The organism is Streptomyces sp. NPDC058279, from assembly GCF_042881255.1.
In the GTDB taxonomy this organism is placed as follows: Bacteria; Actinomycetota; Actinomycetes; order Streptomycetales; family Streptomycetaceae; genus Streptomyces.
This window is the reverse complement of the sequence record NZ_JBHVYA010000003.1, coordinates 415,481-441,170: the sequence shown is the minus strand read 5'-3', so window position 1 is coordinate 441,170 and position 25,690 is coordinate 415,481. Positions and strand designations below refer to the sequence as shown.

Annotated in this window: 19 protein-coding genes and 1 pseudogene; 9 read left to right on the top strand and 11 right to left on the bottom strand. The window is 72.7% G+C overall.

What is annotated here, in order from left to right; genetic code table 11:
- Window positions 1-70: 70 nt before the first annotated feature.
- Window positions 71-886: a hypothetical protein gene (locus tag ACFVXJ_RS09530; RefSeq protein ID WP_389660918.1), complete on the bottom strand. Its 816-nt coding sequence runs from the start codon at window positions 884-886 to the stop codon at window positions 71-73.
- Window positions 887-1,186: 300 nt separating this feature from the next.
- Between ACFVXJ_RS09530 and ACFVXJ_RS09525 the strand changes: the two genes are divergently transcribed.
- Together ACFVXJ_RS09525 and ACFVXJ_RS09520 are read left to right on the top strand one after the other, a co-directional pair.
- The gene (locus ACFVXJ_RS09525) at window positions 1,187-1,864 is read left to right on the top strand and encodes a transglycosylase family protein (RefSeq protein ID WP_389660916.1); all 678 of its coding nucleotides are present in this window, start codon (window positions 1,187-1,189) and stop codon (window positions 1,862-1,864) included.
- 205 nt (window positions 1,865-2,069) lie between these two features.
- Window positions 2,070-3,023 (top strand): annotated as a pseudogene (locus tag ACFVXJ_RS09520) (helix-turn-helix transcriptional regulator); the annotation flags it as partial.
- Window positions 3,024-3,387: 364 nt separating this feature from the next.
- Here the strand turns inward: ACFVXJ_RS09520 and ACFVXJ_RS09515 are convergent.
- Both ACFVXJ_RS09515 and ACFVXJ_RS09510 read right to left on the bottom strand, forming a co-directional pair.
- Window positions 3,388-4,431, bottom strand: coding sequence for a phosphatase PAP2 family protein (locus tag ACFVXJ_RS09515; RefSeq protein ID WP_389660914.1), 1,044 nt, complete (start codon window positions 4,429-4,431; stop codon window positions 3,388-3,390).
- A gap of 253 nt (window positions 4,432-4,684) precedes the next feature.
- Window positions 4,685-5,800, bottom strand: a complete 1,116-nt coding sequence (locus tag ACFVXJ_RS09510; protein ID WP_389660912.1) for a mannosyltransferase family protein — start codon at window positions 5,798-5,800, stop codon at window positions 4,685-4,687.
- 274 nt (window positions 5,801-6,074) lie between these two features.
- Here ACFVXJ_RS09510 and ACFVXJ_RS09505 point away from each other — a divergent pair, with 274 nt between their 5' ends.
- Both ACFVXJ_RS09505 and ACFVXJ_RS09500 read left to right on the top strand, forming a co-directional pair.
- A complete protein-coding gene (locus ACFVXJ_RS09505; protein WP_389660910.1) occupies window positions 6,075-7,754 on the top strand; it encodes an MFS transporter in 1,680 nt (559 codons plus the stop codon).
- Window positions 7,755-7,853: 99 nt separating this feature from the next.
- Complete coding sequence (locus ACFVXJ_RS09500) at window positions 7,854-9,023, top strand: acyl-CoA dehydrogenase family protein (RefSeq protein WP_389660908.1); 1,170 nt, start codon at window positions 7,854-7,856, stop codon at window positions 9,021-9,023.
- Between the two features lie 24 nt (window positions 9,024-9,047).
- Here ACFVXJ_RS09500 and ACFVXJ_RS09495 read toward each other — a convergent pair whose 3' ends face one another.
- Window positions 9,048-9,509, bottom strand: coding sequence for a cell division protein SepF (locus ACFVXJ_RS09495; protein ID WP_136214944.1), 462 nt, complete (start codon window positions 9,507-9,509; stop codon window positions 9,048-9,050).
- A gap of 283 nt (window positions 9,510-9,792) precedes the next feature.
- Between ACFVXJ_RS09495 and ACFVXJ_RS09490 the strand changes: the two genes are divergently transcribed.
- The 4 genes from ACFVXJ_RS09490 to ACFVXJ_RS09475 all read left to right on the top strand — a co-directional run bounded on the left by ACFVXJ_RS09490 (window position 9,793) and on the right by ACFVXJ_RS09475 (window position 13,616).
- Complete coding sequence (locus ACFVXJ_RS09490) at window positions 9,793-11,094, top strand: DUF5685 family protein (protein ID WP_389660905.1); 1,302 nt, start codon at window positions 9,793-9,795, stop codon at window positions 11,092-11,094.
- Window positions 11,095-11,167: 73 nt separating this feature from the next.
- Window positions 11,168-12,007, top strand: coding sequence for a DUF1684 domain-containing protein (locus ACFVXJ_RS09485; protein ID WP_389660903.1), 840 nt, complete (start codon window positions 11,168-11,170; stop codon window positions 12,005-12,007).
- A 146-nt stretch (window positions 12,008-12,153) separates the two neighbouring features.
- A complete protein-coding gene (locus ACFVXJ_RS09480; RefSeq protein ID WP_389660901.1) occupies window positions 12,154-13,044 on the top strand; it encodes a S1 family peptidase in 891 nt (296 codons plus the stop codon).
- 92 nt (window positions 13,045-13,136) lie between these two features.
- Entirely contained in the window at window positions 13,137-13,616 is a 480-nt protein-coding gene (locus ACFVXJ_RS09475; protein WP_389660899.1) for a hypothetical protein, read from the top strand.
- 24 nt (window positions 13,617-13,640) lie between these two features.
- On the opposite strand, the gene ACFVXJ_RS09470 is transcribed toward ACFVXJ_RS09475, so the two are convergent.
- The 6 genes from ACFVXJ_RS09470 to fxsA form a co-directional block, all read right to left on the bottom strand.
- The gene (locus ACFVXJ_RS09470) at window positions 13,641-14,537 is read right to left on the bottom strand and encodes a DUF4231 domain-containing protein (protein ID WP_389660897.1); all 897 of its coding nucleotides are present in this window, start codon (window positions 14,535-14,537) and stop codon (window positions 13,641-13,643) included.
- 76 nt (window positions 14,538-14,613) lie between these two features.
- A complete protein-coding gene (gene fxsT, locus ACFVXJ_RS09465) occupies window positions 14,614-18,615 on the bottom strand; it encodes an FxSxx-COOH system tetratricopeptide repeat protein (protein WP_389660895.1) in 4,002 nt (1,333 codons plus the stop codon).
- Window positions 18,599-20,008 carry a TIR-like protein FxsC gene (locus ACFVXJ_RS09460; RefSeq protein WP_389661020.1) on the bottom strand — a complete coding sequence of 470 codons (1,410 nt, stop codon included), beginning with the start codon at window positions 20,006-20,008 and terminating at the stop codon, window positions 18,599-18,601. Before ACFVXJ_RS09460 ends, fxsT begins: the two co-directional genes overlap by 17 nt.
- A 43-nt stretch (window positions 20,009-20,051) precedes the next feature.
- Complete coding sequence (locus tag ACFVXJ_RS09455; protein WP_389660893.1) at window positions 20,052-20,849, bottom strand: aminoglycoside N(3)-acetyltransferase; 798 nt, start codon at window positions 20,847-20,849, stop codon at window positions 20,052-20,054.
- Window positions 20,846-23,113: a radical SAM/SPASM protein FxsBH, inactivated beta-hydroxylase extension form gene (gene fxsBH / locus ACFVXJ_RS09450; protein ID WP_389660891.1), complete on the bottom strand. Its 2,268-nt coding sequence runs from the start codon at window positions 23,111-23,113 to the stop codon at window positions 20,846-20,848. The genes ACFVXJ_RS09455 and fxsBH overlap by 4 nt, the downstream gene beginning before the upstream one ends.
- A 29-nt stretch (window positions 23,114-23,142) precedes the next feature.
- Window positions 23,143-23,307: an FxSxx-COOH cyclophane-containing RiPP peptide gene (fxsA, locus tag ACFVXJ_RS09445; RefSeq protein ID WP_361133135.1), complete on the bottom strand. Its 165-nt coding sequence runs from the start codon at window positions 23,305-23,307 to the stop codon at window positions 23,143-23,145.
- Between the two features lie 298 nt (window positions 23,308-23,605).
- On the opposite strand from fxsA, the gene ACFVXJ_RS09440 reads away from it, so the two are divergent.
- A complete protein-coding gene (locus tag ACFVXJ_RS09440) occupies window positions 23,606-24,790 on the top strand; it encodes a hypothetical protein (protein ID WP_389660889.1) in 1,185 nt (394 codons plus the stop codon).
- A 16-nt stretch (window positions 24,791-24,806) separates the two neighbouring features.
- On the opposite strand, the gene ACFVXJ_RS09435 is transcribed toward ACFVXJ_RS09440, so the two are convergent.
- Window positions 24,807-25,670: an alpha/beta fold hydrolase gene (locus tag ACFVXJ_RS09435; RefSeq protein ID WP_389661018.1), complete on the bottom strand. Its 864-nt coding sequence runs from the start codon at window positions 25,668-25,670 to the stop codon at window positions 24,807-24,809.
- Between the last annotated feature and the right edge of the window lie 20 nt (window positions 25,671-25,690).

Sequence of the window (25,690 nt, the reverse complement as noted above, 5' to 3'; positions counted from 1 at the left end):
CCCCGGCCCCCGCGGCCGGGGGGGCGGGGGGGGGGGCGCGGGTGGGGCCGGGGCGCGGGGAGCGCGGGCGTCAGGCGCCGGGCGTACCGGCCAGGGGCATCGACGCGGCGACCAGCTGGCCGTCGGCCGCGGCCTTGTCGAGGGCGTCGCGGAGCAGGTCCTCGCGGGGCTGCTGACCGATGGAGCCGACCGGGGCGGCGTAGATCAGGACGCGCTGCGTCTTGTTGACGGCGGCCCTCCAGCCGTCGGTCACCGACAGCGCCTGGTGCGCCTGCCACCAGTGGATGGGACTGCCGCCCTGCGGGCCGGGCTGGAGCACGGCGTGCAGCTGACCGGCGGCGAGCAGCACCGACCAGCCGTGCAGCGGGGAGGGCAGCTCGCCGGTGTCGGTGACGGGGATGAAGCCCTGCTCGATCAGGAGCGGCAGGAAGTCGTCGCCGGGGCCGGTCGAGCCGGGACGGGCGATCGGCGCGGTCGGCTCGACGACCAGCGCGGGGTGCAGTTCGCCGCCGATCAGGATCAGGCCGCTGGTGATGCCGAGGACGGCCTGGCCGCCGGGCACGGCCTGGGGGGCCTCACCGGCCGCGGGCGCGGCCGCCGGCGCCGGGCTGTCGCCCGTGATGGAACGGACGGCGCCCTGGAGCTGCTCCTCGGAGACGGAGACGACCTGCGAGGGGATGCAGTTGGCGTGCGCGAAGGCGAGGACGGCGGTCTCCTCGCCGACGAACAGCACCGTGCTGGTGGGTTCGCGCTCGGGGTCGCCGGGCGTGCGGCAGGAGGTGCAGTCGTAACTGCCCGGCGCGTCGTCGCCGACGAGCAGCCTGTCGGCTTCTTCGTCACCGATTTCGGCACGTACCTCATCACTGACGTCGAGCATGCGCGGCACGGGGTGACTCCTCGGACTAGGCGAGCGGGCGCCGGGGGGTTCCCGGCTCGCCGGGCACAACGCGGGAGCGGTGCGCGGGGTCACGCCGTTTGAGGGAACGGAATCGAACCGGCCACCCGGGAGGGTGAACGGCCCCGAGAGCACTTCGCATTTGTGGCAACTGTCGCTCGGTCGAGTCCAGTTGGTGGTCGAAGTCGGCCGTTTCGCGGGGCGGGTGGCGGGTCCGCCGTCCGGGTGGGGCGCGGCGGCGCGCCGCGTGGCGGGGCCGGGCCGTGACAGGGGCGTGCGTAGCGTGACCCGATGCCCGACCTCCGCACCCGGTTGGCCGCGTCGGCGGCCGTGACCGCCGCCGCGCTGGTGTTCGTACTCCCCTCCCGCGCGACCTCGGTCCCGCCGCCGCCGGCGCCCGGGCCCGCGGGGGCGGCGCAGCCCGGGTCGCCCGGGGTGATCGGGCAGGGGCCGGGGGACTGCGGGCCGGGCGGGGAGTGGCCCTGGGACTGCGTGGCCGACTGCGAGAGCAGCGGGCGCTGGGCGGTCAACACCGGCAACGGGTTCTACGGGGGGCTGCAGTTCCGGCAGCCGACCTGGGAGGAGTACGGGGGCCTGGGCTTCGCGCCGCGGGCCGATCTGGCGCGTCGGGAGCAGCAGATCAGGGTGGGGGAGGAAGTGCTGGGCACGCAGGGGTGGGAGGCGTGGCCGGTGTGCTCGAAGCGGTACGGGTTGGCGGGGCGGATGCACGTGGTGCGGGAGGGGGAGTCGTTGGACTCGATCGCGCGACGGCGGAAGGTGGCGGGGGGTTGGCGGGCGCTGTACGAGGTGAACCGGGGGGTGATCGGGGGGAAGCCGGAGGCGGTGGCGGTGGGGACGATGCTGGTGTTGCCGGTTGCTCCGCCGGTTGCTCCGCCGGTGGCTTCGCCGGTGCCGGTGCCGGTGCCTTCGGCGAGTGGGGCGGTACCGGCGGGGGCGGCCCCGCGCTGACGCCCCGCCCGGGCCCCTCCCGGACCCGCGCCTCAAACGCCGGCGGGGCTTGCTCGGGGCTCCGCCCCGGACCCCGCGCCTCAAACGCCGGCGGGGGTGGGGTGTGCGGCGGGGCTGGGTGGTGCTGCGGGGGTGGGGTGTGCGGCGGGGCGCGGGGGTGGCCCCGGTGGTGGGGTGGCGGTCGGGCTGACGGCAGACTTCGGGGATGCTTGAGACCTCCGCGCGGTTGTTGCGTCTGTTGTCGTTGTTGCAGGCCCATCGGGAGTGGACCGGGGCCGCCTTGGCCGAGCGGCTCGGGGTGACACCGAGGACCGTGCGGCGGGACGTGGACCGGCTGCGGGAGCTGGGGTATCCCGTCAACGCCAGCCCCGGCACCGGCGGGGGCTACCAGTTGGGGGCGGGCGCGGAGTTGCCGCCGCTGTTGCTCGACGACGACGAGGCCGTCGCGGTGGCCGTGGGCCTGCGTACCGCCGCCGGGAACGGCGTCGAGGGGATCGGCGAGGCATCCGTACGGGCCCTCGCCAAGCTGGAGCAGGTGTTGCCGTCCCGGCTGCGCCGGAGGGTCTCGGCGCTCAACGAGTTCACGGTCCCCATGCTGCGGGGCCCGCAGGGCCCCACCGTCGACCCCGCCGTGCTCACCGGGCTCGCCGCCACCTGCCGGGACAGCGAGCGGCTGCGCTTCGACTACCGCGACCACGACGGCGCGGCCACCCGCCGCACCGTCGAACCGCACCGGCTGGTCTGCACCGAGCGGCGTTGGTACCTCGTCGCCTGGGACCTCGACCGGGAGGACTGGCGGACCTTCCGCGCCGACCGGATCGAGCCCCGACCCCCGCACGGCCCCCGCTTCACCCCCCGCCCGCCCCCGGCCGCGGACCTCGCCGCGTACGTCTCCCGGGGCGTGTCCCAGCGCGCGTACGCCGCGCGGGCGCTGGTGCGGCTCAAAGTGTCGGCGGAGGAGGCCGCCCGGACCGTGGGGCCGAGCGACGGGACCCTGGAACCGGTCGACGCGCGGAGCTGTCTGCTGCGCACGGGCGCGGTGAACCTCGACGTCCTGGTGATCCACCTCATGATGCTCGGCTGTGAGTTCGAAGTGGTCGAGCCGGCGGAGCTGACCGAGCGGATCCGGGGTCTGCGGGACCTTCTCGACCGGTCGGTGAAGGAGTTGTAAGGAAACTGAGGGGGGCTCAGCCGGCGACGCGCGGTGCAATTCCCCCCGGGTAATAGGCCGGTTCGGGGGGCGGCGGAGGGAATTCCGAAGGCGCCTTCCGAAGCCGTGGGAATCGTCTTCCGCGCCGCTCTTTTCCCGGGCCCGGTCGCGATGCCGCGGCGAACGGCTTCGGCGAGGAACTGTCGACAATTCGTGACCCAAGCGTGACCCGGTACGGAGGAACGTCCCGGCGTCGGGCTGACGGGCTGGGCATATCAACGACAGACGGCGGGCCGGTTCGGTGAACCGGCCCGCCGTCGCGGAGCCGTGGCGCGGGGTGGCGGTGCGTACCGTCCCGCGGGGACCGGGCGGCTCAGCCGCCCGCGACCGGCCGGGCCGCCGTGCTGCGGGCGGCCGCCCGTTCGGTGTGCGCCGGGCGGCGGCTGCCGACCGGGGTGACCGGGGTGCGCTCGGACCGTATGACGTGCGGCCGGGCCGCGCCGTGCGAGACGACGGGGGGCCGTGCCGCCGGGGCGTGGCCGGCGGACGCCCCGGCCGGGGCCGGCACGTCCTCGGCCCGCCGCAGCCGCCACTTGCCGCCCGCGGCGACCAGGGGGACGAGCGCGGCGGCGACCGGCTCGGCGACCTGCCCCTCCTCCAGCCGGCTGCGCAGCCGCTCCCGCACCTCGAAGACGTACGCCTCGGACCGGGCGATCAACGGCTCGAACCACGGCAGGGCCAGCAGCACCAGCAGGCCGGCGGTCCAACCGAGCAGGACGTCGCTGACCCAGTGGGTGCCGAGGTACACGGTGGTGGCGCCGACGCTCAGCGAGACGATCGCCGAGACCAGCGACAGCACCCGGCGGGTGACCACGGTGGAGGCCAGGTAGGCCAGGATTCCCCAGGTCACGACGGCGTTGGCGGTGTGGCCGGAAGGGAATATATCGCCGCCGGCGAAGAGCTCGGCGGAGCCGATCTGGGTGGCGTAGTGCGGACCGAGCCGCCCGAGGCCGAGCTTCACGGAGCCCACGGTGACGTTCAACAGCAGCAGCGCCACGCCGAGCGTGATCAGCGGGCGGAGCGTGTGCTGGCGCCAGGACCGCCAACCGAGCCAGGCCGCCACCATGACGGCGGTGGGCCCGCGCTGGCCCAGGACCACCAGGTAGTCGAGGAAGGCGTGCAGTTGCGGCCACTGCTCGTAGGGCCGGAAGAACATGATCTGCCAGTCGAGCCGAACCAGCCAGGACGTGGTCAGTACCGCCACCACGATCGCGATGTAGAAGGCGAGGGTCGACGCGAGGAGCACGACGCGATGCCGGCTCATCCGCGGAGTTTGCAGATGGGCCGGTCGCTCTGGTTCCCGGTCCAGCCGGGCGAAGACCCGCTCCAGACGGGTCAGGATTTGGTCGGTACGCACTCAATCGACGTTACCGCGCGTCGAAGGGCGGCCCGGGCGAATCGCGGGCTTTGTGATGACCATGTGATGTGGAGTTGGTCTCACGCGGGCTTAATTACCGTTATTCAGGCTGCGGTTGGAACTCTCGCCCGGCAATTATCCGCACACTTACTCGTCGTTTATCGCCGCAGCTCAATCACTTTGCTCAAACATGGATCGGAATGATCCATTCCGTGATCACCTGTCTCCCTGATCACCCGTCGGCCGGCGGCACTCACGGGGGCCCCGACCCGTTCAGCCAGAAGGCCCCGTACACCGCCGACACCAGGACCAAGGCTCCCAGGACGCCGGCCGTCCGGCCCGTCCGCCACTTGGCCAGCGCCACCGCCACGGGCAGCAGCAGGGGGAACGCGGGCAACAGCAGCCGCGGCTTCGAGCCGAAGTACCCGGACGCGCACAGCGCCAGCGCCACCACGACCCCGCAGTACACCAGCAGCGGCGCCGGCTGTCGCTGCCGCAGGCACAGCCCGTACAGCCACAGCACCAGCAGCACCCCGGCGATCAGCCCCAGCCCGGCCGCGAACGCCGAAGACGCCAGCCGGCCCCCGATGAACCGGGCGAAGGCCAAGCCGCCGTCGAATCCGTTGCCCCAGCCGGCCTGCACGTCCAGGTAGCCGAGCAGCCCGGTTCCCGTGCGCGCGCCGACCCACAGGACGTACGCCGCCGCGCCCATCGGCGCCAGCAGCGCCCCGGCCGCCATCCGCCACGACCGCTCGCCGCGCCGCAGGGCCAGTACGGCCGCCACCCACACCGCCGCGACCACCGCGGCCCCGACCGGGCGGGTCAGCCCCGCCCCCGCCGCGAGCAGCCCGGCCGTCAGCCACCGCCCGCGCAGCACCGCGTACAGGGCCCAGGCGGCCAGCGCGGTGAACAGCGACTCGCTGTACGCCATGGACTGCACCACCGCGACGGGCAGCGCCGCCCACAGCGCCACGGCGATCACCCCGGCCCGGCGACCGTGGAGGAGGGCGGCGACGGCGAAGATCCCCCAGGCCGCCGCGAACCCCGCCACCAGCGACACCACCAGGCCGGCGGAGCCGTACGACAATCCGGTGGGCGCGGCGACGAGCCGCTCCAGCCAGGGCAGCAGCGGGAAGAACGCCAGGTTCGAGTGAACGCCGCCGTTCGGCAGGATCACCTCGTACCCGTACCCCTCGGCGGCGATCCGGGCGTACCAGAGGGAATCCCAGCGGGCCGAGAGCAAGGTGTGCGGGCTGCTGCCGACCGCCGCCCCCCACCCGGCGAGCGCGGCCAGCCCGAGCAGGCGTATCGCGGCGAAGGCGGTCAGCGCGGGCGCGACCCGCCGCAGTACGAGATGGTTCACGGGCACGATTATCGACGCCGCCGACCCCCGGCCACGGACCGGAACCAGCGGCGGCGGCCGTACGCCCGGCGAGGGGGAAAGGGGAGTGGCGCACACCACAAGGGGGCCGTCACCGTGATGAGAGCTTGACCACGTGTCGGGCAGACGAACTCGCGTACGCTGACCCTTCACTCGCGCGAGTCGATGCCGGACCCCGCAGGACGCCGCAAGCGCACCACCCTCCGCGGCTCCGCAAGACGCTGGTCCGCCGAGTGCGAGGGATCACCTGGGAGGTACATGCATGTCGGGGACGAACACGACCGGCGACGGTGAGCGCTCTCCGGTTCCCCCCGCGTCTCCCCGGCAACGGATCAGCGCCGGCACCGGCGGCACCAACCGCTGGCTGGCGCTGGGCGTGCTCTGCGTGAGCCTCGTCCTGGTCGCGCTCGACGCGACGATCCTGCACGTCGCCGTCCCCTCCGTCACCGAGGACCTGCGCCCCGGCGCGATCGAACTCCTGTGGATCGTCGACGCCTACCCGCTGGTGTGCGCGGCGCTGCTGATCCTCTTCGGCACCCTCGGCGACCGGGTGGGGCGCCGCCGGATACTCCTGCTCGGCTACGGCCTCTTCGGTGTCGCCTCCGCGGTCGCCGCCCTCGCCGACAACGCGCAGGTCCTGATCGCCGCGCGCGCCCTGCTCGGCGTGGGCGGGGCGATGATCATGCCCGCCACGCTGTCGATCCTGCGCCAGGTCTTCCCCGACCGGCGCGAGCGGGCGCTCGCCATCGGGATATGGACCGCGGTCGCCGCGGTCGGCGCGGCGAGCGGGCCGGTGCTCGGCGGGTTCCTCGTCCAGCACTTCTGGTGGGGTTCGGTCTTCCTCATCAACATCCCGCTGATGGCACTGATCCTTCCCGTCGGCCACCGGCTGCTGCCCGAGTCGAAGGGCTCCGCCGACGGGCCCTGGGACGTAGTCGGCGCGCTGATGGCGGCCGGCGGGGTGCTGGCGGCGGTGCTCGGGGTCAAGCGGTTCGGCGCGGAGCGGCAGCTCGCCGACGCGCAGGCGCTGCTGCCGCTGCTGCTCGGCGTGGCGCTGCTCGTGCTGTTCGTGCGGCGCCAGAAGCGGCGGACACATCCGCTGATCGACATGCGGATGTTCTCCCGCGCCGCCTTCTCGACGTCCGTCGGCTGCATCGTGCTCGCCATGCTCGCGCTGGTCGGGCTGGAGCTGATCGCCGTCCAGTACCTCCAACTGGTGCTGCACCTCACCCCGCTCCAGACGGGGTTGCGGCTGCTGCCGCTGACCTTCGCGGCGATGGCCGCGGGCGCCACCGGCTCGTACACCCTCCAGCGGGTCGGGCCGCGCACGATGGTCTCGCTGGGCTTCGTGCTGACCGCCTGCGCGGTGCTGCTGCTGACGCTGATGGGACAGCAGGACCGGCCGGTGCTGCTGACCGTCGGATTCGTGCTGCTCGGCTTCGGGCTGCAGACGACGCTGTTCGCGGCGTACGAGTCCATGCTGAGCGAGGTGCCGGCGACCAAGGCGGGCGGGGCGGCCTCGATAGGGGAGACCTCGTACCAGCTCGGGGCCGGCATGGGCATCGCGCTGCTGGGGAGCGTGATGAACGCGGCGTACGCGCCCGGGCTGGAGCACGTTCCCGGAGTGTCCGCGACCGACTCGGGGAACGCGGCGCATTCGCTGGGCGAGGCGTACCGGATCGCGGCGCGGCTGGGCGGGCCGGCGGGGGAGGCGCTCCACGCCGCGGCGGGGCACGCGTTCGTGCACGGGTTGCACGTGACGCTGGTGGTCAGCGCGGGGTTGTTGTTCGCGGGGGCGGGGATGGCCTTGCGGCTGCCGAGGGTGATGGAGTGCGGGGACGCGGTGGGAGACGAGTCGGAGGCCGGCCGGGCGCCGGTGCCGGCGCAGGGACGGTCCGGTGGTGCGCGGGCGGAGCGTGACGCGGTGGTGCGGCGGGGCTGATCCGGCCCGCCGGCGCCTCCGGCCGGTGGGGCTGGAAAAGAGGGCGTTGGGAGGAGAAACTTGCGGCGCTAGGTTTCTTCCAGGCCGCCGGGAGGCCACGTGTCCTTCGTACCCACCGATCCGCTCGGGCTCGACGATCTGCTGAGCTCCGAGGACCTCGCCGTCCGCGACGCCGTACGCCGCTGGGCCGCGGACCGGGTGCTGCCGGATATCGCCGACTGGTACGAGCGCGGCGAGCTGCCCGGCATCCGGGAGCTGGCCCGCGAACTCGGCGCCATCGGGGCGCTCGGGATGTCCCTCCGGGGCTACGGGTGCGCGGGGGCCAGTGCCGTGCAGTACGGGTTGGCCTGCCTGGAACTGGAGGCCGCCGACTCCGGCATCCGGTCGCTGGTCTCCGTACAGGGCTCGCTCGCGATGTACGCGATCTGGAAGTACGGCTCCGAGGAGCAGAAGCAGCGCTGGCTCCCCGGCATGGCGGCCGGCGAGCTGATCGGCTGCTTCGGGCTGACCGAGCCGGACGTCGGCTCGGACCCGGCCGCGATGCGCACCTATGCCAAGCGCGACGGCACCGACTGGGTGCTGAACGGCCGCAAGATGTGGATCACCAACGGCAGCGTCGCGTCCGTCGCCGTGGTCTGGGCGCAGACCGACGAGGGGATCCGCGGCTTCGCCGTCCCCACCGACAGCGCCGGTTTCTCCGCGCCGGAGATCAAGCACAAGTGGTCGCTGCGCGCGTCGGTGACGAGCGAGCTGGTGATGGACGACGTACGGCTGCCCGCGGACGCGGTGCTTCCGGGCGTCACCGGGCTCAAGGGACCGCTGGGCTGCCTCAGCCACGCGCGGTACGGGATCATCTGGGGTGCCATGGGCGCGGCCCGCGCCAGTTTCGAGGCCGCGCTCGACTACGCGAAGACGCGGGAGCAGTTCGGCAAGCCGATCGGCGGCTTCCAGCTCACCCAGGCCAAGCTCGCGGACATGGCACTGGAACTCCACAAGGGCATCCTGCTCGCCCACCACCTGGGCCGGCGCATGGACGCGGGCACCCTGCGGCCGGAGCAGATCAGTTTCGGCAAGCTCAACAACGTCCGCGAGGCCATCGACATCTGCCGCACCGCGCGGACCATCCTCGGTGCCAACGGGATCTCGCTCGAATACCCCGTCATGCGGCACGCCACCAACCTCGAATCGGTCCTCACTTACGAGGGAACCGTCGAAATGCACCAGTTGGTGCTGGGCAAGGCGCTCACCGGGCTCGACGCGTTCCGGTAGGCCGTGGGCCGGTGATGGCCCTGCTCAGCTCTGGTTGAAGAAGTCGCGGGCACGGCCGCCCGCCTCGCCGCTGACGATCTGGGTGTCGGCCGGGGTCAACAGGAAGACCCTGGTCGCCACCCGCTCGATCGAGCCGCGGAGTCCGAAGGTCAGACCGGCGGCGAAGTCGACCACGCGCTTCGCGTCGGCCGGTTCCATGGACGACAGGTTCACGATCACCGGGACGCCCTCGCGGAACAGCTCGCCGATCCCCCGCGCGTCACGGAAACCGTCGGGCGTCACGGTCGCGATCCGCCGGCCCTGCTCGACCGCGGACTCGGAGGCCACCTTGACGCGCGGGTCGGTGACCCACTGGTCCCCGGGGCCGGACACCGAACCGCCGTGCTGCCGCTCCACGGCCTCCGCGTAGTCGTCGTCGTAGTACCGCTCGTCGTCGTTGTCCTCCACGAGACCCAACCAGGCACTCGCCTTGCGCACCGAACCCATGGACGCCTCCTTTCACCGCGGTCAGTTGTCTTCTCTTCCGCTGCCCCTATGGTCGTCCATGATGCTGACAACGCGCCAAGTGGATAGTCGGCGCGCACGGGTTTCGTGACGGTACTGGTGCAGAACATCCGTTGCACCGTCAAGCTTCCGAGCGCCTGCCACTGCTGACTGAGTGAAAATACGACTGCGGGCGCCGTCCGGGTGAGGGCTGCGGGCGTACGGGTGAACGAGCGGGCTCGATACCATGCCCGCCTGGCACACGTATGACACGGGGGAAGCGCACTTGTTCGGCATCGTCAGACCTTGCACGCACCGGCTCGGGGAGCGGTTCAAGACCGAGTGGATGGCTCATCTGTGCGGGCTGTGCCTGGCACTTCGCGGCGACCACGGGCAGTTCGCCAGGATCGTCACCAACTACGACGGGTTGCTGGTCTCCGTTCTGACGGAGGCTCAGTCGGGGCCCGCCGCCGGCTCGCGGCGCACCGCCGGGCCGTGCCCGCTGCGCGGCATGCGGACGGCCGCGGTGGCCGACGGGCAGGGTGCCCGCCTCGCCGCCGCCGTCTCCCTGGTGCTGGCCTCCGCGAAGGTCCGGGACCACGTGGCCGACCGCGACGGGCTGTTGGCGCGCGCCCCGATCGCGGCCGCCGCGCGCAAGGTCGCCCGGGGCTGGGACCGGGCCGGCGCCCGTACCGGGGCCTCGCTCGGCTTCGACACGGCGGTGCTCGTGGACGCCGTCGACCGGCAGGGCGGCATCGAGGCCCTGGCCGGTCCGGGCACACCGGTGCTGGTGGTCACCGAGCCGACGGAGACCGCGACGGCGGCGGCCTTCGCCCATACCGCGGTCCTCGCCGGTCGGCCCGGCAACGCCGCCGCGCTCGCCGAGGCGGGCCGCTACTTCGGCCGGCTCGCGCACCTGCTGGACGCCGTGGAGGACCGGGCCGCCGACGCCGCTGCGGGCGCCTGGAACCCCCTCACGGCCACCGGCACCCCGCTCGCCGAGGCCCGACGGCTGTGCGACGACGCCCTCCACGGCATCCGGCTCGCCCTGCGCGAGGTGGAGTTCGCCGACGCGGGCCTGGCCCACCGGCTGCTGGTGCACGAGCTGCGCACCTCCGTGGACCGCGCCTTCGGAACCGGTGGCTGCCGCCATGCCGGGACGGACTCCGCCGGGCAGGGCGGCTTCGGGGCGCCCCCGCAGGGTTACGGCGCCCCGGGCGCGGGCGGAGTCCCGTACGGGAGCGGAGGCCCCTACGGGAGCGGCGGCCCGTACGCCCCGTACCCGCCGGGCGGGCCGGGCGCGGCCCCGCCGATGGGTCCGGGTGGCCCCGGGGGGCCCGGCGGGCCCGGCTGGGGCGGTGGGGGCGGGCTGCCCCCGCGGAAGCCGCGCCGCGGGCTGCTCGCGGGCTGCGCGGTCGCCGTGGGCCTGTTCTGCACGTGCCGACTGTGCTGCACCGACCACGAGGGCCCCTGGTCGCGCGAGAAGCGCGACGCGTGGTGCGACGACTGCGACTGCGGCGACTGCAGCGGTTGTGACTGCGGCGGCTGTGACGGGTGCGACTGCTGCTGTCCCTGCGACGGCTGCTGACCTCCTGTCAGGTGACCCGAGCGCCCGGACGGAGTACCGGGCGGTTCCCCCCACCGCCCGTGTGGAAGGGCTGATGGCCATGAGCGATCACGAAGCGGGCGGTCACGCGGCGGACGACCCGGACACCGCCTGGAAGCAGTGGCACGAGCGCCGGCTGGCCACCGTGTCCGCCCCTTACGGACCCCTCTCGCTGACCGGCACCCACTGGCTCGCCGACTTCCCGGACGGTCGAATTCCGGCCGTTCCGGGGCGCTGGCGCGTCACCGAAGGCGGGGTGGCCCTGCGGGCCGGACCCGAGGACGGCCTCAGCCTCGACGGTGAGCCCTTCACGGGGGACGTCGTAGTCGCCGCCGACGAAGGCCCGGCCTCGCACGCGCGGGTCACGGCCGGGGACGTACGCCTCGTGGTCATCCTGCGCGAGGGGGAGTGGGCGGTCCGCGTCTTCGACCCGACCGCCGGGGCGCGGCGCGCCTTCGGCGGTATCGAGGCGGGCCCCTACGATCCCGACTTCGTGCTCGCGGGCCACTTCCGCCCCTACGGCGAGGACCAGACCGTCCAGGTCGAGAACGTCGACGGGCGGGTCCGGGGGCTCGGTCTCGGCGGTGAGCTGTCCTTCGTCCACGGGGGCGTGGAGCACACCCTCCAGGTCGCGGTGGACGGCGAGGACGGCAGTCTCTGGGCCGTCTTCGCCGACGCCACCAGCGGCACGACCAGTTACCGGTTCCGTTTCCTGCGGCCCGGTACCCCCGCCGCGGACCGCTCCGTCACCGTCGACTTCAACCGGGCGCTGCTGCCGCCCTGTGCCTTCGCCGATCACTTCATCTGTCCCTTCCCGCCGCCCGGCAACACCCTGCCGTTCGCGGTGGCGGCGGGTGAGCGACGGCTGAAACGCGCCCTTGTTCCGACAATCTGACGCCAGGACACTCCCGTCAGCGTCTCTCCAGGGACTTGTCAGGGGCACGGCGAACGTCGAGGCGTCCGCCGTGCTCCCGGCCGCTCCCTCACAGGCACCGGCACCCCCACAGCCGCCGGGCCCCGATCCCTTACCGGGAGGACGAAGTGAGGACCAAGATCACCCGTACCAGGCTGCTCGCGGCCGCCGTCGGCGCGGCTGCCGTCGCCGCGCTCGCGCTGCCGACCGCCGCCAGCGCGGACACCGCGGACACCAAGGACAGCGGCTTCAGCGCCGCCCGGCTGGCCTCGGCCGAAGCCTCCGTCCTGCGGGCCGACGTCGCCGGCACTGCCTGGAACACCGACCCCGCCACCGGGACCCTCGTGGTCACCGCCGACTCCACCGTCACGGCGGCCGACATCGCGAGGATCCGCCGCGAGGCCGGGGCCGACGCCGCGGCCCTGCGGATCGAGCGCACCTCCGGCAAACTGCGCAAGCTGCTCTCCGGCGGCGACGCCATCTACGCGTCGAGCTGGCGCTGCTCGCTCGGCTTCAACGTCCGGAGCGGGTCCAACTACTACATCCTGACCGCCGGGCACTGCACCGACGGCGCGGGTACCTGGTGGACCAACTCCTCCCACAGCAGCACCATCGGAAGCACCGTCGGTTCCAGTTTCCCCACCAATGACTACGGCCTGATCAAGTACGCGAGCAACTCGCCCACGCCGCCCGGCACCGTCGGCAGCCAGGACATCACCAGCGCCGCCGACGCCACCACCGGCATGTCCGTCACCCGCCGCGGCTCCACGACGGGCGTCCACGGCGGCACGGTCACCGGCCTCAACGCCACCGTCAACTACGGCAACGGCGACATCGTCTACGGCATGATCAAGACCAACGTCTGCGCGGAGCCCGGCGACAGCGGCGGCCCGCTCTACTCCGGCAGCCGCGCGATCGGCCTCACCTCCGGCGGCAGCGGCAACTGTTCCTCCGGCGGGACCACCTTCTTCCAGCCGGTCGTGGAAGCCCTCAACGCCTATGGCGTCAGCGTGTACTGAGCCACCCGCGCCCTTCGTACCCCTGGACGTCCTCCCGCCTTCTGGGAGGATGTCCAGGGCGTGCGTGTTTCCGGGGGGAGGCAGGTTTCCGTATGAAACGCATCGGGGTGACCGGGCACCGGTCGATTCCCGTCGAGGCGCTCGCCGACGTCAGGCAGGGCCTGCGGGGCGTCCTGTGCGGCCGCGAGGGGCCGTTGGAGGTGCTCTCCAGCCTCGCGGAGGGCGCGGACCAACTCTTCGCCGGCATCGCCCTGGAGTGCGGCGCGGACCTCACCGTGGTGATTCCCAGCGAGGACTACGAGGACGACTTCGCGGACGCCGAAGCCCTGGCCCGCTACCGCCGGCTCAGGCGGCGGGCCGCCCAGGAAGTGCGGATGGGCTTCGCCCGCTCCACCGACGAGGCGTACTACGCCGCCGGTACCTACATCGCCGAATCCTGCGACCGCCTGGTCGCCGTCTGGGACGGGCTGCCGGCCCGGGGGCACGGCGGCACCGGCGAGATCGTCGCCTACGCCCGGGCGCTCGGCAAACCCGTCACGGTCCTCTGGCGCGAGGGCGTGACCCGGGAATGAGCCACGCCCCGGCCGGGACCGCGGTCAACTGCTGTGCCGCGCCAGCCAGTCCGTGTGCTGCGGAGAGACGTACCGCTCCGTCTCGTACACCGCGGACGGCCACTGCGACTCGGTGATCGTCGTCTGCATCACGACCATCATCGCCGACAGGTCCTGCTCGATCAGCGTGTGCGCCTCGATCAGCGGATGGTGGCGCCGCACCTCGTTCCAGGCGATCGCCGCCGCCGCGGCCGCGCTCAGCAGCGCCGTGAGCGCCGGACCCGGCCCCGAGCCGAACGCGCCGAGCACCGCGAACAACAGGGCCACGCAGGTCAGCAGCACGATCGTCCACGACCACAGCGCCGTGGCCCGCCGGGACGCCTCCGTCTTGCGCTGGTACCAGTTGCGCTGCTCGATCAGCCGGTCCCGTACGTACGTCTCCCGGCGCACCTGGTAGCCCAGTCCGCGCAGCCGCTGCATCGCCCCGGTGATCTCCCCGCCCTCCGGCACGAGGCCCGCGGTCCGGGGGTCCTCCCAGCCCATCTTGCGCAGCTCGTCCAGCCCGGCCTCCAGCCGCGTCCGGTACGTCGCCTCCGGGGCGCCGACGTCACTGCCGAACGGCGCCCCGTGCACCGCGTAGCGCCAGGCCAGCGACTTGATGAACTCCGCCGCGCTCCGGTTGAGCTGCCACTGCGGCCGGGCCCGGCGCCGGGTCGCCCGTACGCCCACCGCCAGCACCCCCGCGTAGGCCAGGGCGCTCAGCGCGCCGAACAGGTGCAGCGGGCCCGCGGCGGGCGCGGCGGGCAGGGTCGCGGCGGCCGCCGCCGCGACGAGCAGCATCAGCTGCCGGCGCGTGGCCCGGGTGGACTCCCGCTGTCGGGAGATCGCCGCCTGGTCGGTGTGGTGGAAGAGGGCCGGCAGGTCCTCGTTCCGGAACGTCATGCTGTCGCTCACAGCAACCCCCCAGGTCTGCTGTAGGGGCGGAGGGCGGCCCGTGCGGGGGCCGCCCTCCGTCGGATCACACGGCGAGCGGCTCCAGGTCCCGGTGGACCCGTCGCTCGTCGCGGGCGTAGCGGGTCAGGCCGTGGTCCTCGCCGAGCAGCCGAGTCAGCTCGGCCACCGTCTCCGTCCGGACCCGGGCCGCCTCCTCCTTGCGGCCCATCATGTCCAGGCTGACCGCCATGTTCGAGGCGGCCGCCAGGGTCTCCGGGTGGTGCGTCCCGAGCGCCTCGCGCAGCCGCAGCACCACCAACCGCTCCAGCTCCAGCGCGCCCTCCGGGTCCCCGAGGTCGGCGAGGGCGTTGGCGAGGTTCAGGTTGCCGAAGATGGTGTGCGGGTGGTTGTCGCCCAGCACCTCGCGCATGTGCCGGATCGTTTGGCGCAGCATCGGCTCCGCCGTGTCCGCGGCGCCCGTGCCCCAGTGGAACACCGCCAGGTTGTTGACGGCGGCCAGGGTGTACGGGTGCCGCTCGCCCGGCACCTTCACGTACTCGTCCACCACCTCCTGGGCCAGGTCGCGCGCCGCGCCCGGGTCACCGGTCGCGAACAGGTCCGCCGCCAGGTTCAGTTCACAGGCCAGCAGGTCCGGGTTGACCGAGGTGTACTTGGCGCGGTAGCGGTTGCGGGTCGCGGTGGTCAGCCGCAGCGCGTCCTCCACGTCGCCCGCCCGGCGCAGCGACACCGCCAGGTTCTTCGCCGCGGACAGGGTGCCCGGGAAGGCCCGGCCGAGCGTCCGCTTGTAGATGTCGTAGGTCCGGCTCAGCAACTGCACCGAATCGTCGTACCGGCCCACCTCGCGCAGGTCCCGGGCCAGGTTCTGCGCCGAGGACAGGGTGTACGGGTGGTCCGGGCCCAGCACCTCGGTGCGCCGGTCGAACACCTCCTGGTCGATCTCCCGCGCCCGGGAGTACTGCCCGACCATGCGCAGGTTCAGGGCCAGGTTGTTCGCGGCGGCCAGGGTGCGCGGGTGCGCCTCGTGGAAGATCTGCCCGAAGCCCTCGTGCGCGGCCGTCGCCAGCTCCATCGCCTCGCCGTAGCGGCCCAGCGCCCCCAGGTCCATCGCCAGGCCGCTGGTGGTCATGTACGTGTGCGGGTGCGAGGGGCCGAGCGCCGTCCGCTGCCGCTCCAGGGTGACCTCGTCCAGCTCCTTCGCCTCCACGAAGCGGCCCTGCGAACGCAGGATGTTCGACAGGTGGAAGCGCAGGTACAGGTACTGCAGATCGCTGTCGCCGAGCATCTCCTTCCACACCTCGCGCAGCTCCTCGCCGAGCTGGTACGCGGCCTTGAAGTCGCCCCGCTTCCACAGGTACCGGACCCGGTCGATCAACAGCCGGCGGGTTTCCGGCTCCTTGCAGAACCGGGCCTCGGAGGGCGTCAGGTGCGGCCAGATGGTGTTGAACCGGGGCCAGGTGGCCGGGTTGTCTATCGGCTCGTCGTCATCGGGCCGGGCACCCGCCAGGATGCGGTGCACGGCGTGCCGCGCCTCGCGCTGCTCCTCCTCCGACAACTGCGCCCGGATCACGGCCTGGACGAGGCGGTGGACCTGGATGCTGTTGCCGACCTGGTCGACCTTGGCCATCGCGAACCGGCCGATCTCCCGGATCACCCGGCCCAGCATCAACTTCTCCTGGAGCGAGGAGTCGTACGGCTTGAGGGCGTTGATCATCTCCTTGCTGTAGAGCAGGTTCGCGGATATCGGCTCCGGTGCGAAGAAGGCGCACAACTGCAACAGCCGTACGGCGGCCGGGGAGCGCGACTGGAGCCGCTCGATGGAGACGTTCCAGGTCGCCGCGACCGGCTCCGGGTAACCGGCCGGCTGGTTCAGCCCGAGCACGCTCGCGGCCTGCTGCGCCAACTGCTCCAGGTATGCCGACACGGGCGTGGCGGTCTCCGCGATCCAGGCACCCGCCTGCTCGACGGCGAGCGGCAGGTCACCCACCGCTATGGCCACCTGCTCGGCGTCCTCGTGGGAGAGTCCCGGCGCCCGCCGCTGGAGGTGCTCGACGGACTCCTCGCGCAGGAACACGTCCACCGGCAGCGCGTCCCCGTACTGCGACCAGGACTGGTTGCGGGAGGTGACCAGGACGTGCCCCGGGCCGCCCGGCGGGAAGAACCGCTTGAGCGTCTCGGGATCGTCGGCGTTGTCGAAGACCAGCAGCCAGCGCGAGGTGGGCACACCGCGCCGCAGCAGGTCGATCGCCTCCTGGGAGGCGGCCGCCATGTCCTCGCCCGTCTGCGCGCCCAGCCGGACCGCCAGCTCGGCGAGGGCCGCGACCACGTCGTCGGTCTGCTCCGAGGAGATCCACCAGACCAGGTCGTAGTCCGCCATGAACCGGTGGACGTACTCCAGCGCCACCTGGGTCTTGCCGACGCCGCCGAGCCCGTACAGGGTCTGCGGCTGCGGCAGCACCACGGTCATGCCGCCGCCGAGCTGGTTGCGCATCCGCTCCAGTACGATGCTGCGCCCGGTGAAACCGGTGTTGCGGGGCGGCGCGTTCCAGATCTTGGGTACGGTCCCGGGGAAGCGGGGACCGGGCTGGGAGGCACTGTTGACCGTGTCGTTCAGGGCCATGGGCCGCTCCACCGCCCGCAGCAGGGCGGTCGTCGCGTGCACCTCGTCGAGGCGGAAGAGGTCCACCGGATTGCGGTCGATGTACGGGGTCGCGAGCCGTACGTCGCCCACCCGCAGCGGCACCAACTGACGCCGGCCGCCCGTCGGGTCCTCGGCGGCGGCCCGGTTCCACACCTCCACGGCGCGCGCGGACTTGAGGAAGGCGCTGGAGAGCAGCACGACCGTGCGGGCGGCGTTGTCGACGCCGATGCCCGCACCGCCGAGCGTGTCCCCGGACCCGGACCCGGACCCGGACCCGGACGTCGGGGCGGGGGCCACTTCCGCCGACACGTCCTTGGGCACCACGCGGAAACCGGCCCGGGTGAGCACCGACTCGATCCAGTCGGCCCACATCCGGTTCTCGGCGACGTAGCAGAGGAACAGGTCCGCGGGCAGGGCCGGCCGGCGCCGGGTGAAGGCGTCCCGGATGCGCATCCGGACGTCCTCGGCGATGGCCGGCATCGAGGTGATCTCGCCCTCGGTGACCACGGCGGTGAGCCGCTCGAACGCCGAGAGCAGGGAGTTGGTGAGCCCGGCCTCGTCGCCGAAGGTGGCCAGGGTCTCCTCGTAGGCGTAGTAGGGCCGGTACGGGATCTCCACCGCGCCCCAGTAGGACGTCAGGTCGTCCCCGACCAGGCCGCCCGGGAACCGGTCGAACTTGATCCGCGCCAGTGCCCGGCCCGCGTCCGCCTTCTCCTTCTCGCCCTCGTCGATGCGCATCGGCACCGGGTAGATCTTGATCCCGCGGTCGTTGAACCGCTCGTCGATCTGCCGGGCCACGGAGGCGGCGCCGTCGATGGACTGGTCGGAGAGGGTGAAGCAGTCGACCAGGACGTCCGGCAGGTGCACGGTGCAGATGTCGGCGATGTCGGAGAGACCGGTACGGCTGTCGATCAGCACGTAGTCGTAGTTCCGCTTCATGTCGGCGCGTAACGCGTCGAAGAAGAGGCCGCCGCCGAGGCGGTCGTAGAAGTTGTCCCAGTCGAACGTGGACACGGTCGCCGAGTACTCGCGGTTCTGCCGGCCCGCCGAGACGAAGTCGAGCGTGCCGCCGTCGGGGAACTCCCAGCCCAGCGTCTCCGGGGTGAGGGACACCGCGTGCGGCTGTATCCGCGCGTAGTCCCTGTGCCAGTCGTCGGCCCGCTGCACCGGGCTGGTGGCGGCCCAGGCGTACTCGCTGATCAGGTCGATGACCCCGGTGGTGGCCCCGAGCGTGGAAGGGTCCAGGAAGGGGTGGAAGAAGCGGTGCAGGCCCGGCGCCTCCAGGTCCCAGTCCACGGCCAGCACCCGCTTGCCGTTGGCCGCCAGGATCCAGGCGGTGTTCGCCAGCGCCATGGTGCGGCCCGTTCCGCCCTTGTACGAATAGAAGGTGACGATGCGTCCGCCACGGCTGTCACGACCGGCTGTCATCCGTGTCCCCCCGCTCTGTGTCGCTGACGTCGTTGGTGTCGGTCCCGCCCGGTGCGTTCCCGCCCGCCTCGGTGTCGGGCGGGAACGGAACGCGCGGCGGCGGCAGCGGCGGCTCGTCCATCCCCATCGGCCCGATCAGCCGCGGCCGTTCGGTGTGGGTGCCGCCCGCCGGCGGGTACACCTGGGCGTGTCTGAGGAACTGCTGGGCGGCGGCCTCGACCACCTGGGGCAGGATCTGCCCGAGCATCTCCATGTTGGCGACGCCGTTCGCGGCCGCCCGGCAGGCGGCCCGGCCCTGGCTCATCTTGACCGGCATCGTCCCCTCCAGCCGGTCCGCCAGCTCGCCCTCCTTCGCCCGGCTCTGGTGGTCGTACCGGTTCCAGGGCACGACCACGTTGATCCACGGCCGGTGTTCCTGGTCGAAGGCGGCCAGGCGCTGCCGGCGCTGCTCGTCCTCCACCGCCCAGCGGTCGACGATCAGGATCTCCGGCCGGGTCGGCGGCTGCTTGCTGTCGAAGTGCCCGGCCTCGTCGTCGAACGAGCCGAGGCTGGTCTGGTAGTTGAGGTTGCGGATCACGTCCTCGGCGACGTAGGCGATGGGCCGCTGCGCCACCGGGTGGTACGGGTTCCACTCCAGGGCGTTGTCCCCGTAGTACTCGGGGCTGCGGCCCTCCGGCAGGTCGTGCCGGGAGGCGGCGGCCACCGTGATGTGCAGGGTGCGGGCCGGGTTGCCGCCGTTGCCGCCGAACGCGCTCGGCACCACCCGGTAGTCCAGCGGCTTGATCGGGTCGATCCGCACCGTCTCGGCCACGTGCACGATGCGTTTGGCGAGTTCGTACACGGCCGCCTCGTACTGCTCGGCGTAGCTTCGGAGTTTGATCAGGCCGTACAGGCCGTCGGTGACGTAGCGCTCGCCGAAGGTGTTGTGGTTGAACTGCAACCGCGAGGCGGGACCCGGCATGTGGGTGGCGGGCACCGGCACCCACAGGGCCGGCACGATGGCCTCCGGCGGCGGCTCGTTGTGGCGCGCCCCGTGCTGGATCGCCCGCTGCGCGAAGGCGAACCACTCCTTGCCGCACATCTCGCTGGCGAAGTAGCGCGGCGAGAACAGGGGGACGAAGACCCGGCAGGTGGCGAGCGCCGCCGCGAGCCGTTCCGACCAGCCCTCGCCACTGCGTATCTCGCGGTCCATGAAGCCGGCCTCGGAACCGGCGGGGAGATCGGTCAGCGCCATCACGTGGTTGCAGAGATCACGGAAGAGCCGCTCGACCCACATGTCGGGGTCGGGCCCCCCGGCCCCGAATCTCGGCGTATGCGCATAACTCAGAAAGAAGTACGGCTGCACTGATGCGGGCACACGACCCCCGTCCCGAAGATGCGAGCGAAGAAACATCATTCCGGAGCTGCTTCGCCACATCCCCTCATCGTTCAGTCAATCAGCGTCTGTTTTCGGTCATCCAGTCGATTGCGTGTCCCACGGCGTCGGGAATCGAGAAGAGCACGGCCCGTGCCCCTCCCAGCCGACCCCTGCGCAACCGTGAATCCGGGAACGCGTCGCCGATCTCCGCGAAATCACTGTCGTCCAGCGCGACGTCCTCGTACGTCGTCCACCCCTCCCCCCGCCGTCCCCCCGGAAGGTTCACCTTCACCACACAGTCGTACATGCGCAAGGGGGGCTTCGGAATTCGGTACTCCGCCAGATGGAAAGCGGTGCAGACCGAAAATCCCACATTGATCATGAGTACCTGGCCGCCCTCCCCGCACATTTTTCCCAGGGGCGACTCCTCGCCCAGGTGGCATTCGAGGCGGTGACCGGCGCACAGCCGCCGCGCGGCCTTTCCCAGCGCCGCGAAGGAGGTCTGCGGGTGCCCGCTGCGTGCGGCGCCCGGGGAGGTACGGACCGTCTCGGCGAAACGCCCCACGCCCTGGCTCGGGGTCCGCCGCGGGTCGAACGCCGGCATCCGGGCCCGGAACTCCCGCACCTGCGGCTCGGTGAGACCCGCGATCCGCTCCAAGTGCGCCGTGGAGGTACGGGAGTTCTCCGACGTGAAGGCGGGCACGACCAAGGTGCCGTCCCGCCCCAGCACTCCCCTCAGCGCGTCGCGCAGCGACTCGGTCCGCAGACCGGTGCCGCCGAGCGCGGCGTGCACCAGCAGCGACGCCCCGGGGCGCACCCCGAGCCGGCGTAACTCCCCGGCCAGCGCGAGGGTGCCCGGGCCGCCGGGCGACGTCACGCGTCGACCGCCTTCGACTCCCACCGCAGCTCCGCCACCAGCCGCTTGCCGGTACTGGTCAGCTCGGCCGCACCGGCCAGCCGGTCCAGGGCCCGCTGGATCCGGTCCGACGCCCCGGGCTCGGGGGCCGCCGTCGCCCGCCGGTACGCCGCCACCGCCACCCGCTCGTGCACGTCGGCCAGCAGCCGGGACACCGGCACCGGGCGCTCCCGCCAGGGCGAGGGGTGCTGCCACTGCCCGTCCAGCGCGTACAGGTCGGCCACCTCGGTCAGCGCCCGCAGCCGCGCCCGACGCCGCCCCGTCAGCAGCGCCAGGGCCGTCTCCCGGACCCCGGCGCCGTACGGCACCCCGAGCGCCCCGGGCCCGTGCCGCCCGGCCTCGCCCCAGCCGGGGGCCCGGGGACCACCTGCGAGCGGGGTCAGCGTCGTCAGCCCGGCCGCGGCCGCCCGGGCGAACTCCGGGACGGCGGTGTGCAGCAGCGCCCAGGCCGCGTCGAGCCTGCCCCGCCACTCGTCGGCCTCCCCGGCGCCCAGCCGCAGCCGGGGCGGGCGGGCGAAGCAGTTGCGGTACGGGTCGAGGTCCTCCAGCGCCACCGGGGCGGCGTCCGGCCCCGGCGGCGACCAGCTCCGTACGGGCAGCCAGCGCGCGTCCCCCGCCGCCGGGCCGAAGCGGTGCTCGGCGCGGCCGTCGCGCACCGCGTACCCCGTCCCGGTGGCCCGCAGCGCGGCCCGCCCCCGGGTGCCGGGCTCGCCCAACCGCAGCAGTCCCAGTGTCGGCAGGTACACCTCGCCGTCCCGGTAGGGCACTTCGGCCGGCAGGTCGAGGCCGCCGCGCAGCACGGCCGCGGCGGCGAGCGCGGCCAGCCTGCGCGCCGCGCCCTCGCCGTCGGGGCGGCCGTCCCGCCCGGCGTCCAGGGCCTCCAGGACCCACGTGCGGGTGAAGGGGTGGTCCAGTACGGCGCCCAGCGCGTTCGCGCCCGATTCCCCGGAACGCTCCACCCGGGCCAGCAGCTCCCAGGACCGCGCCCAGTCGGGATCACCCGTACGGTCGGCGTTCAGGCGGGCGAGCAGGACCCGGGTCAGCCGCTCCTGCGAGCGGGCCAGTTCGGCCGGGTCGGTGAGTTCCGGCGCGGTCTGCCGGGACGCGGTGCGGCCCTCGACCCCGTCGATCAGCTCGCGCAGGTCGGTGCAGTACACGGAGGGGTGGTCGAAGCCGCCCCCGCCGGCCGGGTCGGCCCGGTAGCGGTGGGTGTAGAGGCCGCCGCCGCACGAACGTACGACGGGGCACCGGCGGCACGTGGCACTGACCCCGGCCAGACCCAGCTGACGGGCCCGCACCCCCGGGTGGGCGGCGACCTCGTCGAAGGAGTGGCCGAAGACGTCGAATCCGGTGGCGGCGGCGCCCTCGTAGGCGCTCTTGAGGGAGTCGACCTGCTCCAGCGTCCCGTCGGTCTCCACGACGACCAGGTCGGTCGGCGCGAGCCCCAGCGACTCGGTCAGGCTCGGTCCGCCGCGCAGGGTGGACAGCAGGGACTCGAAGAGCCGTACGGAGACCGGTCGCCCCAGGCGCTCCCAGTGGTCGAAGACCCGCAGCAGCCAGCGCGCGTACGCGTCGGGGGCGCCGTCGGGGCGGACCGGCGGGGTTTCCCAGGTGGCGTGCGGCAGCAGGAAGTCCACCCGGGGCGGTGCCAGCTCCACGAGGGCGTCGAGCACCGCGACGGGGTCGTTGGCGACGTCCACGGTGCAGAGCAGACCCTGGTAGAGGGGGCGGTACGGCTCCGAACGGAGCAGGGCGACGGCGGCCAGGACCAGGGGGTGGCTGGTGCGTCCGTCGGCGAACCGGCGGTGGCGGTCGTTCGCGGCGCGGTCCCCGTCGAGGGAGATGCCCACGCGGACGCCGAACTCGGCGAAGAGGTCTAGGTAACGGCGGCTGAGCTGGAGCCCGTTGGTGTGGATCCGCAGATCCAACGCGGCGATGCCGGCGAGCGCTCGGGTGAACTCCTCGCACACCAGGCGTAGTCGGGCGGGGCCCGCCAACAGGGGTTCCCCTCCGTGGAGAATCACCGTGACGGAGGGGAGTGCATGGTCACGGGCATGTTCGGCGAGCCGCGCCGCGGTCTGTGAAATGACCTCGGGGGAGATCACTTTCGGCCGGGCTCGCCAGCTCTGATCAGCGTGTTCGTAGACATAGCAATGATCACAAGCGAGATCGCATCTGCTGTGAACCTTGAGGACGATCTCGCGAAATGCGATCAGGCCGGTCATTTGGCCAGTCTAGGGCGCCGGCTCCGGTGTCAGAGCGCGGAGTTGAAGATCGGTGCCTGAACGTGACGGCCGTTTTCCGAGGGCAGGACGCGTCCGAGCGTCTCGGCCGCCGAGGCGCTGTGGACGTCGATCCGGTCGAGCGGAACCAGGGGGGTCTTGACCGTGCTGGTCGCGGGGGTTGCGGAAGTGTTCACGACACCGTCCTCGGGGGAGGCCATGCGAAATGGGCAGGGGAGGGGCACCAGCGGACCCGCTGGTGTCAAGCGTGGACTTTACTCGTCCACACCTTATTGGCAACCGAGACATGACGCCTGGTCAAGCGTTCTATGGAAAGGCTGCCGCAGTTCTCGAGGTGCGGTAATCGGCCGTTTGCCGTACCGCAAGATCCTTTCTCCCTGACGCCCGGTCACCGCTGATGTGGATCACCCGGTCCGTTGCGTTTAGCATGTCCACGCCACCCCCCTGACCTGCCGTTCGGCCGAAAGCACCCTCATGCGCCTCCAGCGGACCCTTGCCGCGACCGCCGCCCTGATCGCCCTCCCCGCCCTCGCCGCCTGCAAGGGTGACCCCGCGCCGCCCGCCGGCCGGGCGGGCGCGAGTCCCTCCCCGTCCGCCGCGGGACCGTCCGCCGGCGGCTCGATCATCGAAGCACAGCAGTACGTACGGCAGTTCACCGCCTGCGAGGACCTCAGCGGCGAACCGAACGACCCCCGGCTGCCGTTGACCGAGTTCACCCGCGTCGGGCAGTGGTCCGTGACCCAGCGGGGGGTGTGCAGCGACCGCCCCGTGCACGGTGAACTCGTCTTCTACGTCACCTCCGACATGAAGGAGTTCCAGGAGCGCTACAAGCAGAAGGTCATGGACGCGATCAAGGGTGGTGACGGGGCCTCCGGCCTCAACAGCCGGGTCTTCGTCGGCAAGGGCTACGTCGTCACCCCGACGCAGACCAAGTCGGCCCTCGCCCTCGCCCGGTCCGACCTGCGCATCCTCACCTGCAACCCGACCTTCGCCGTACCCAAGGGATACAAGAAGGAGAAGGCGCTGGTGGAGGGCTGCGTCCTCAGCGACTTCGTCAACAGCTCGGACGGCTCCGGGAGTCCGAACCTGGAAACCCCGCAGGACCCGGGCGGCGAAAAGCCGGGACAGCCGGCCCAGGGCAGCCTCGGTCTGGCCCGGGCCGGCAGCATGGCCGAGCTGAAGAAGCTGGTGGCGTCGAGCGTGGACTGCTCGCACTTCTCCACCGACCCCGACGCGGTGGCGATCCGGTCGATCGACTACGCGCCCGTGGTCGACGGCAACCCGCTCGACTGGGGCGTGAACGGTCGGGCCCTGTGCGGCGAGCCGGCGGGTGCCCGGCGCGCCCACGACCTCAACTGGCTCGACACGGTGGGCGACATGAAGAAGCTCCAGACCAAGGCGAAGTCCGCGCAACTGGCCGACCTCAAGGACGACGGGAAGCTCAAGGCCACCGCGAGCCTGCTGCTCGTCGGCGACGGCGTCGCGGTGGAGACGAACGATCCGAGCGCCCGGTTCGGTCTGTACCAGCAGCAGTTCCTCTACCTGAACTGCACGCCCGGCTTCTCCGCCCCGACCGGGTACCGCATGGAGCGGTCCCAGGTCGACGGGTGCGTCCTGACCAACTACGAGCCCGAGCACCCGGTCGTCGGCGGGCGCTGACTCCCGTCGGACCCGCTCAGGCGGGCAACTGCTCGCCCAGCGGGGGCACCGGCAGGTCCCGGAGCAGCCAGGTCAGTACGTCGGGCAGCGCGCGCAGGGCCGCGAAGTGGGCGGCGGCCGGGTCGAAGGTGGTGGTGGCGCCCGGGATGCGGCGGGCCAGCCAGCGGGAGTGGCCGACGGGCGAGAACACGTCCAGCTCGCCGTGCCAGATCAACACCGGGCAGCGGATGTCGGCGGGGTCGAAACCCCACGGGCCGCTGAACGCCATCGCGTCGTCGATCCACCCGTACGCCGAAGTGCGCACGCCCTCACGGTAGTTGCGTAGCAGCATCGCCCGCAGGCCCGCGTCCGCGACGATCACGCGGTCGTTCTCCGTCAGCTCCCGGCGCAGCTCCTCCAGCAGCCGGCGGGGGTCCTCGCGGATGCCCTCGGCGCGGGGGATCAGCCGGGCGGCGAACCCCTCGGGATCGTCGTAGGCCCTCGTGTACTCCTCCACGTTCGAGGCGGCCATGCCGTCGAACCAGTCGAGGTCCTCCGCGTCCCGGGGCGCGAGCGGGACCAGGGCCGCCGTGCGGGTGACCCGGTCCGGGAGCAGGGCGGCGCAGGCCAGCGCGCCGGGGCCGCCGCCGGAGCGGCCGGCGACGGCGAAGCAGTCCAAGCCGAGCGCGTCGGCGATCGTGGCCACCTCCCCGGCCACGTCGGCGACGGTGCGGCCGGGGTGACGGTCGGAGCCCCCGTAGCCGGGACGGTCGTAGGCGATGAGCTGTACCCGCCGCTGGTAGAGGACCATGCCGCGGGGGGCCGGTCCCAGACGGCTGCCGGGGGTGCCGTGGAGCAGGAAGACGGGCTTGCCCTCCGGGTCCCCCCAGCGCTCCACCATCAGGGCGCGGCCGTCGGCGG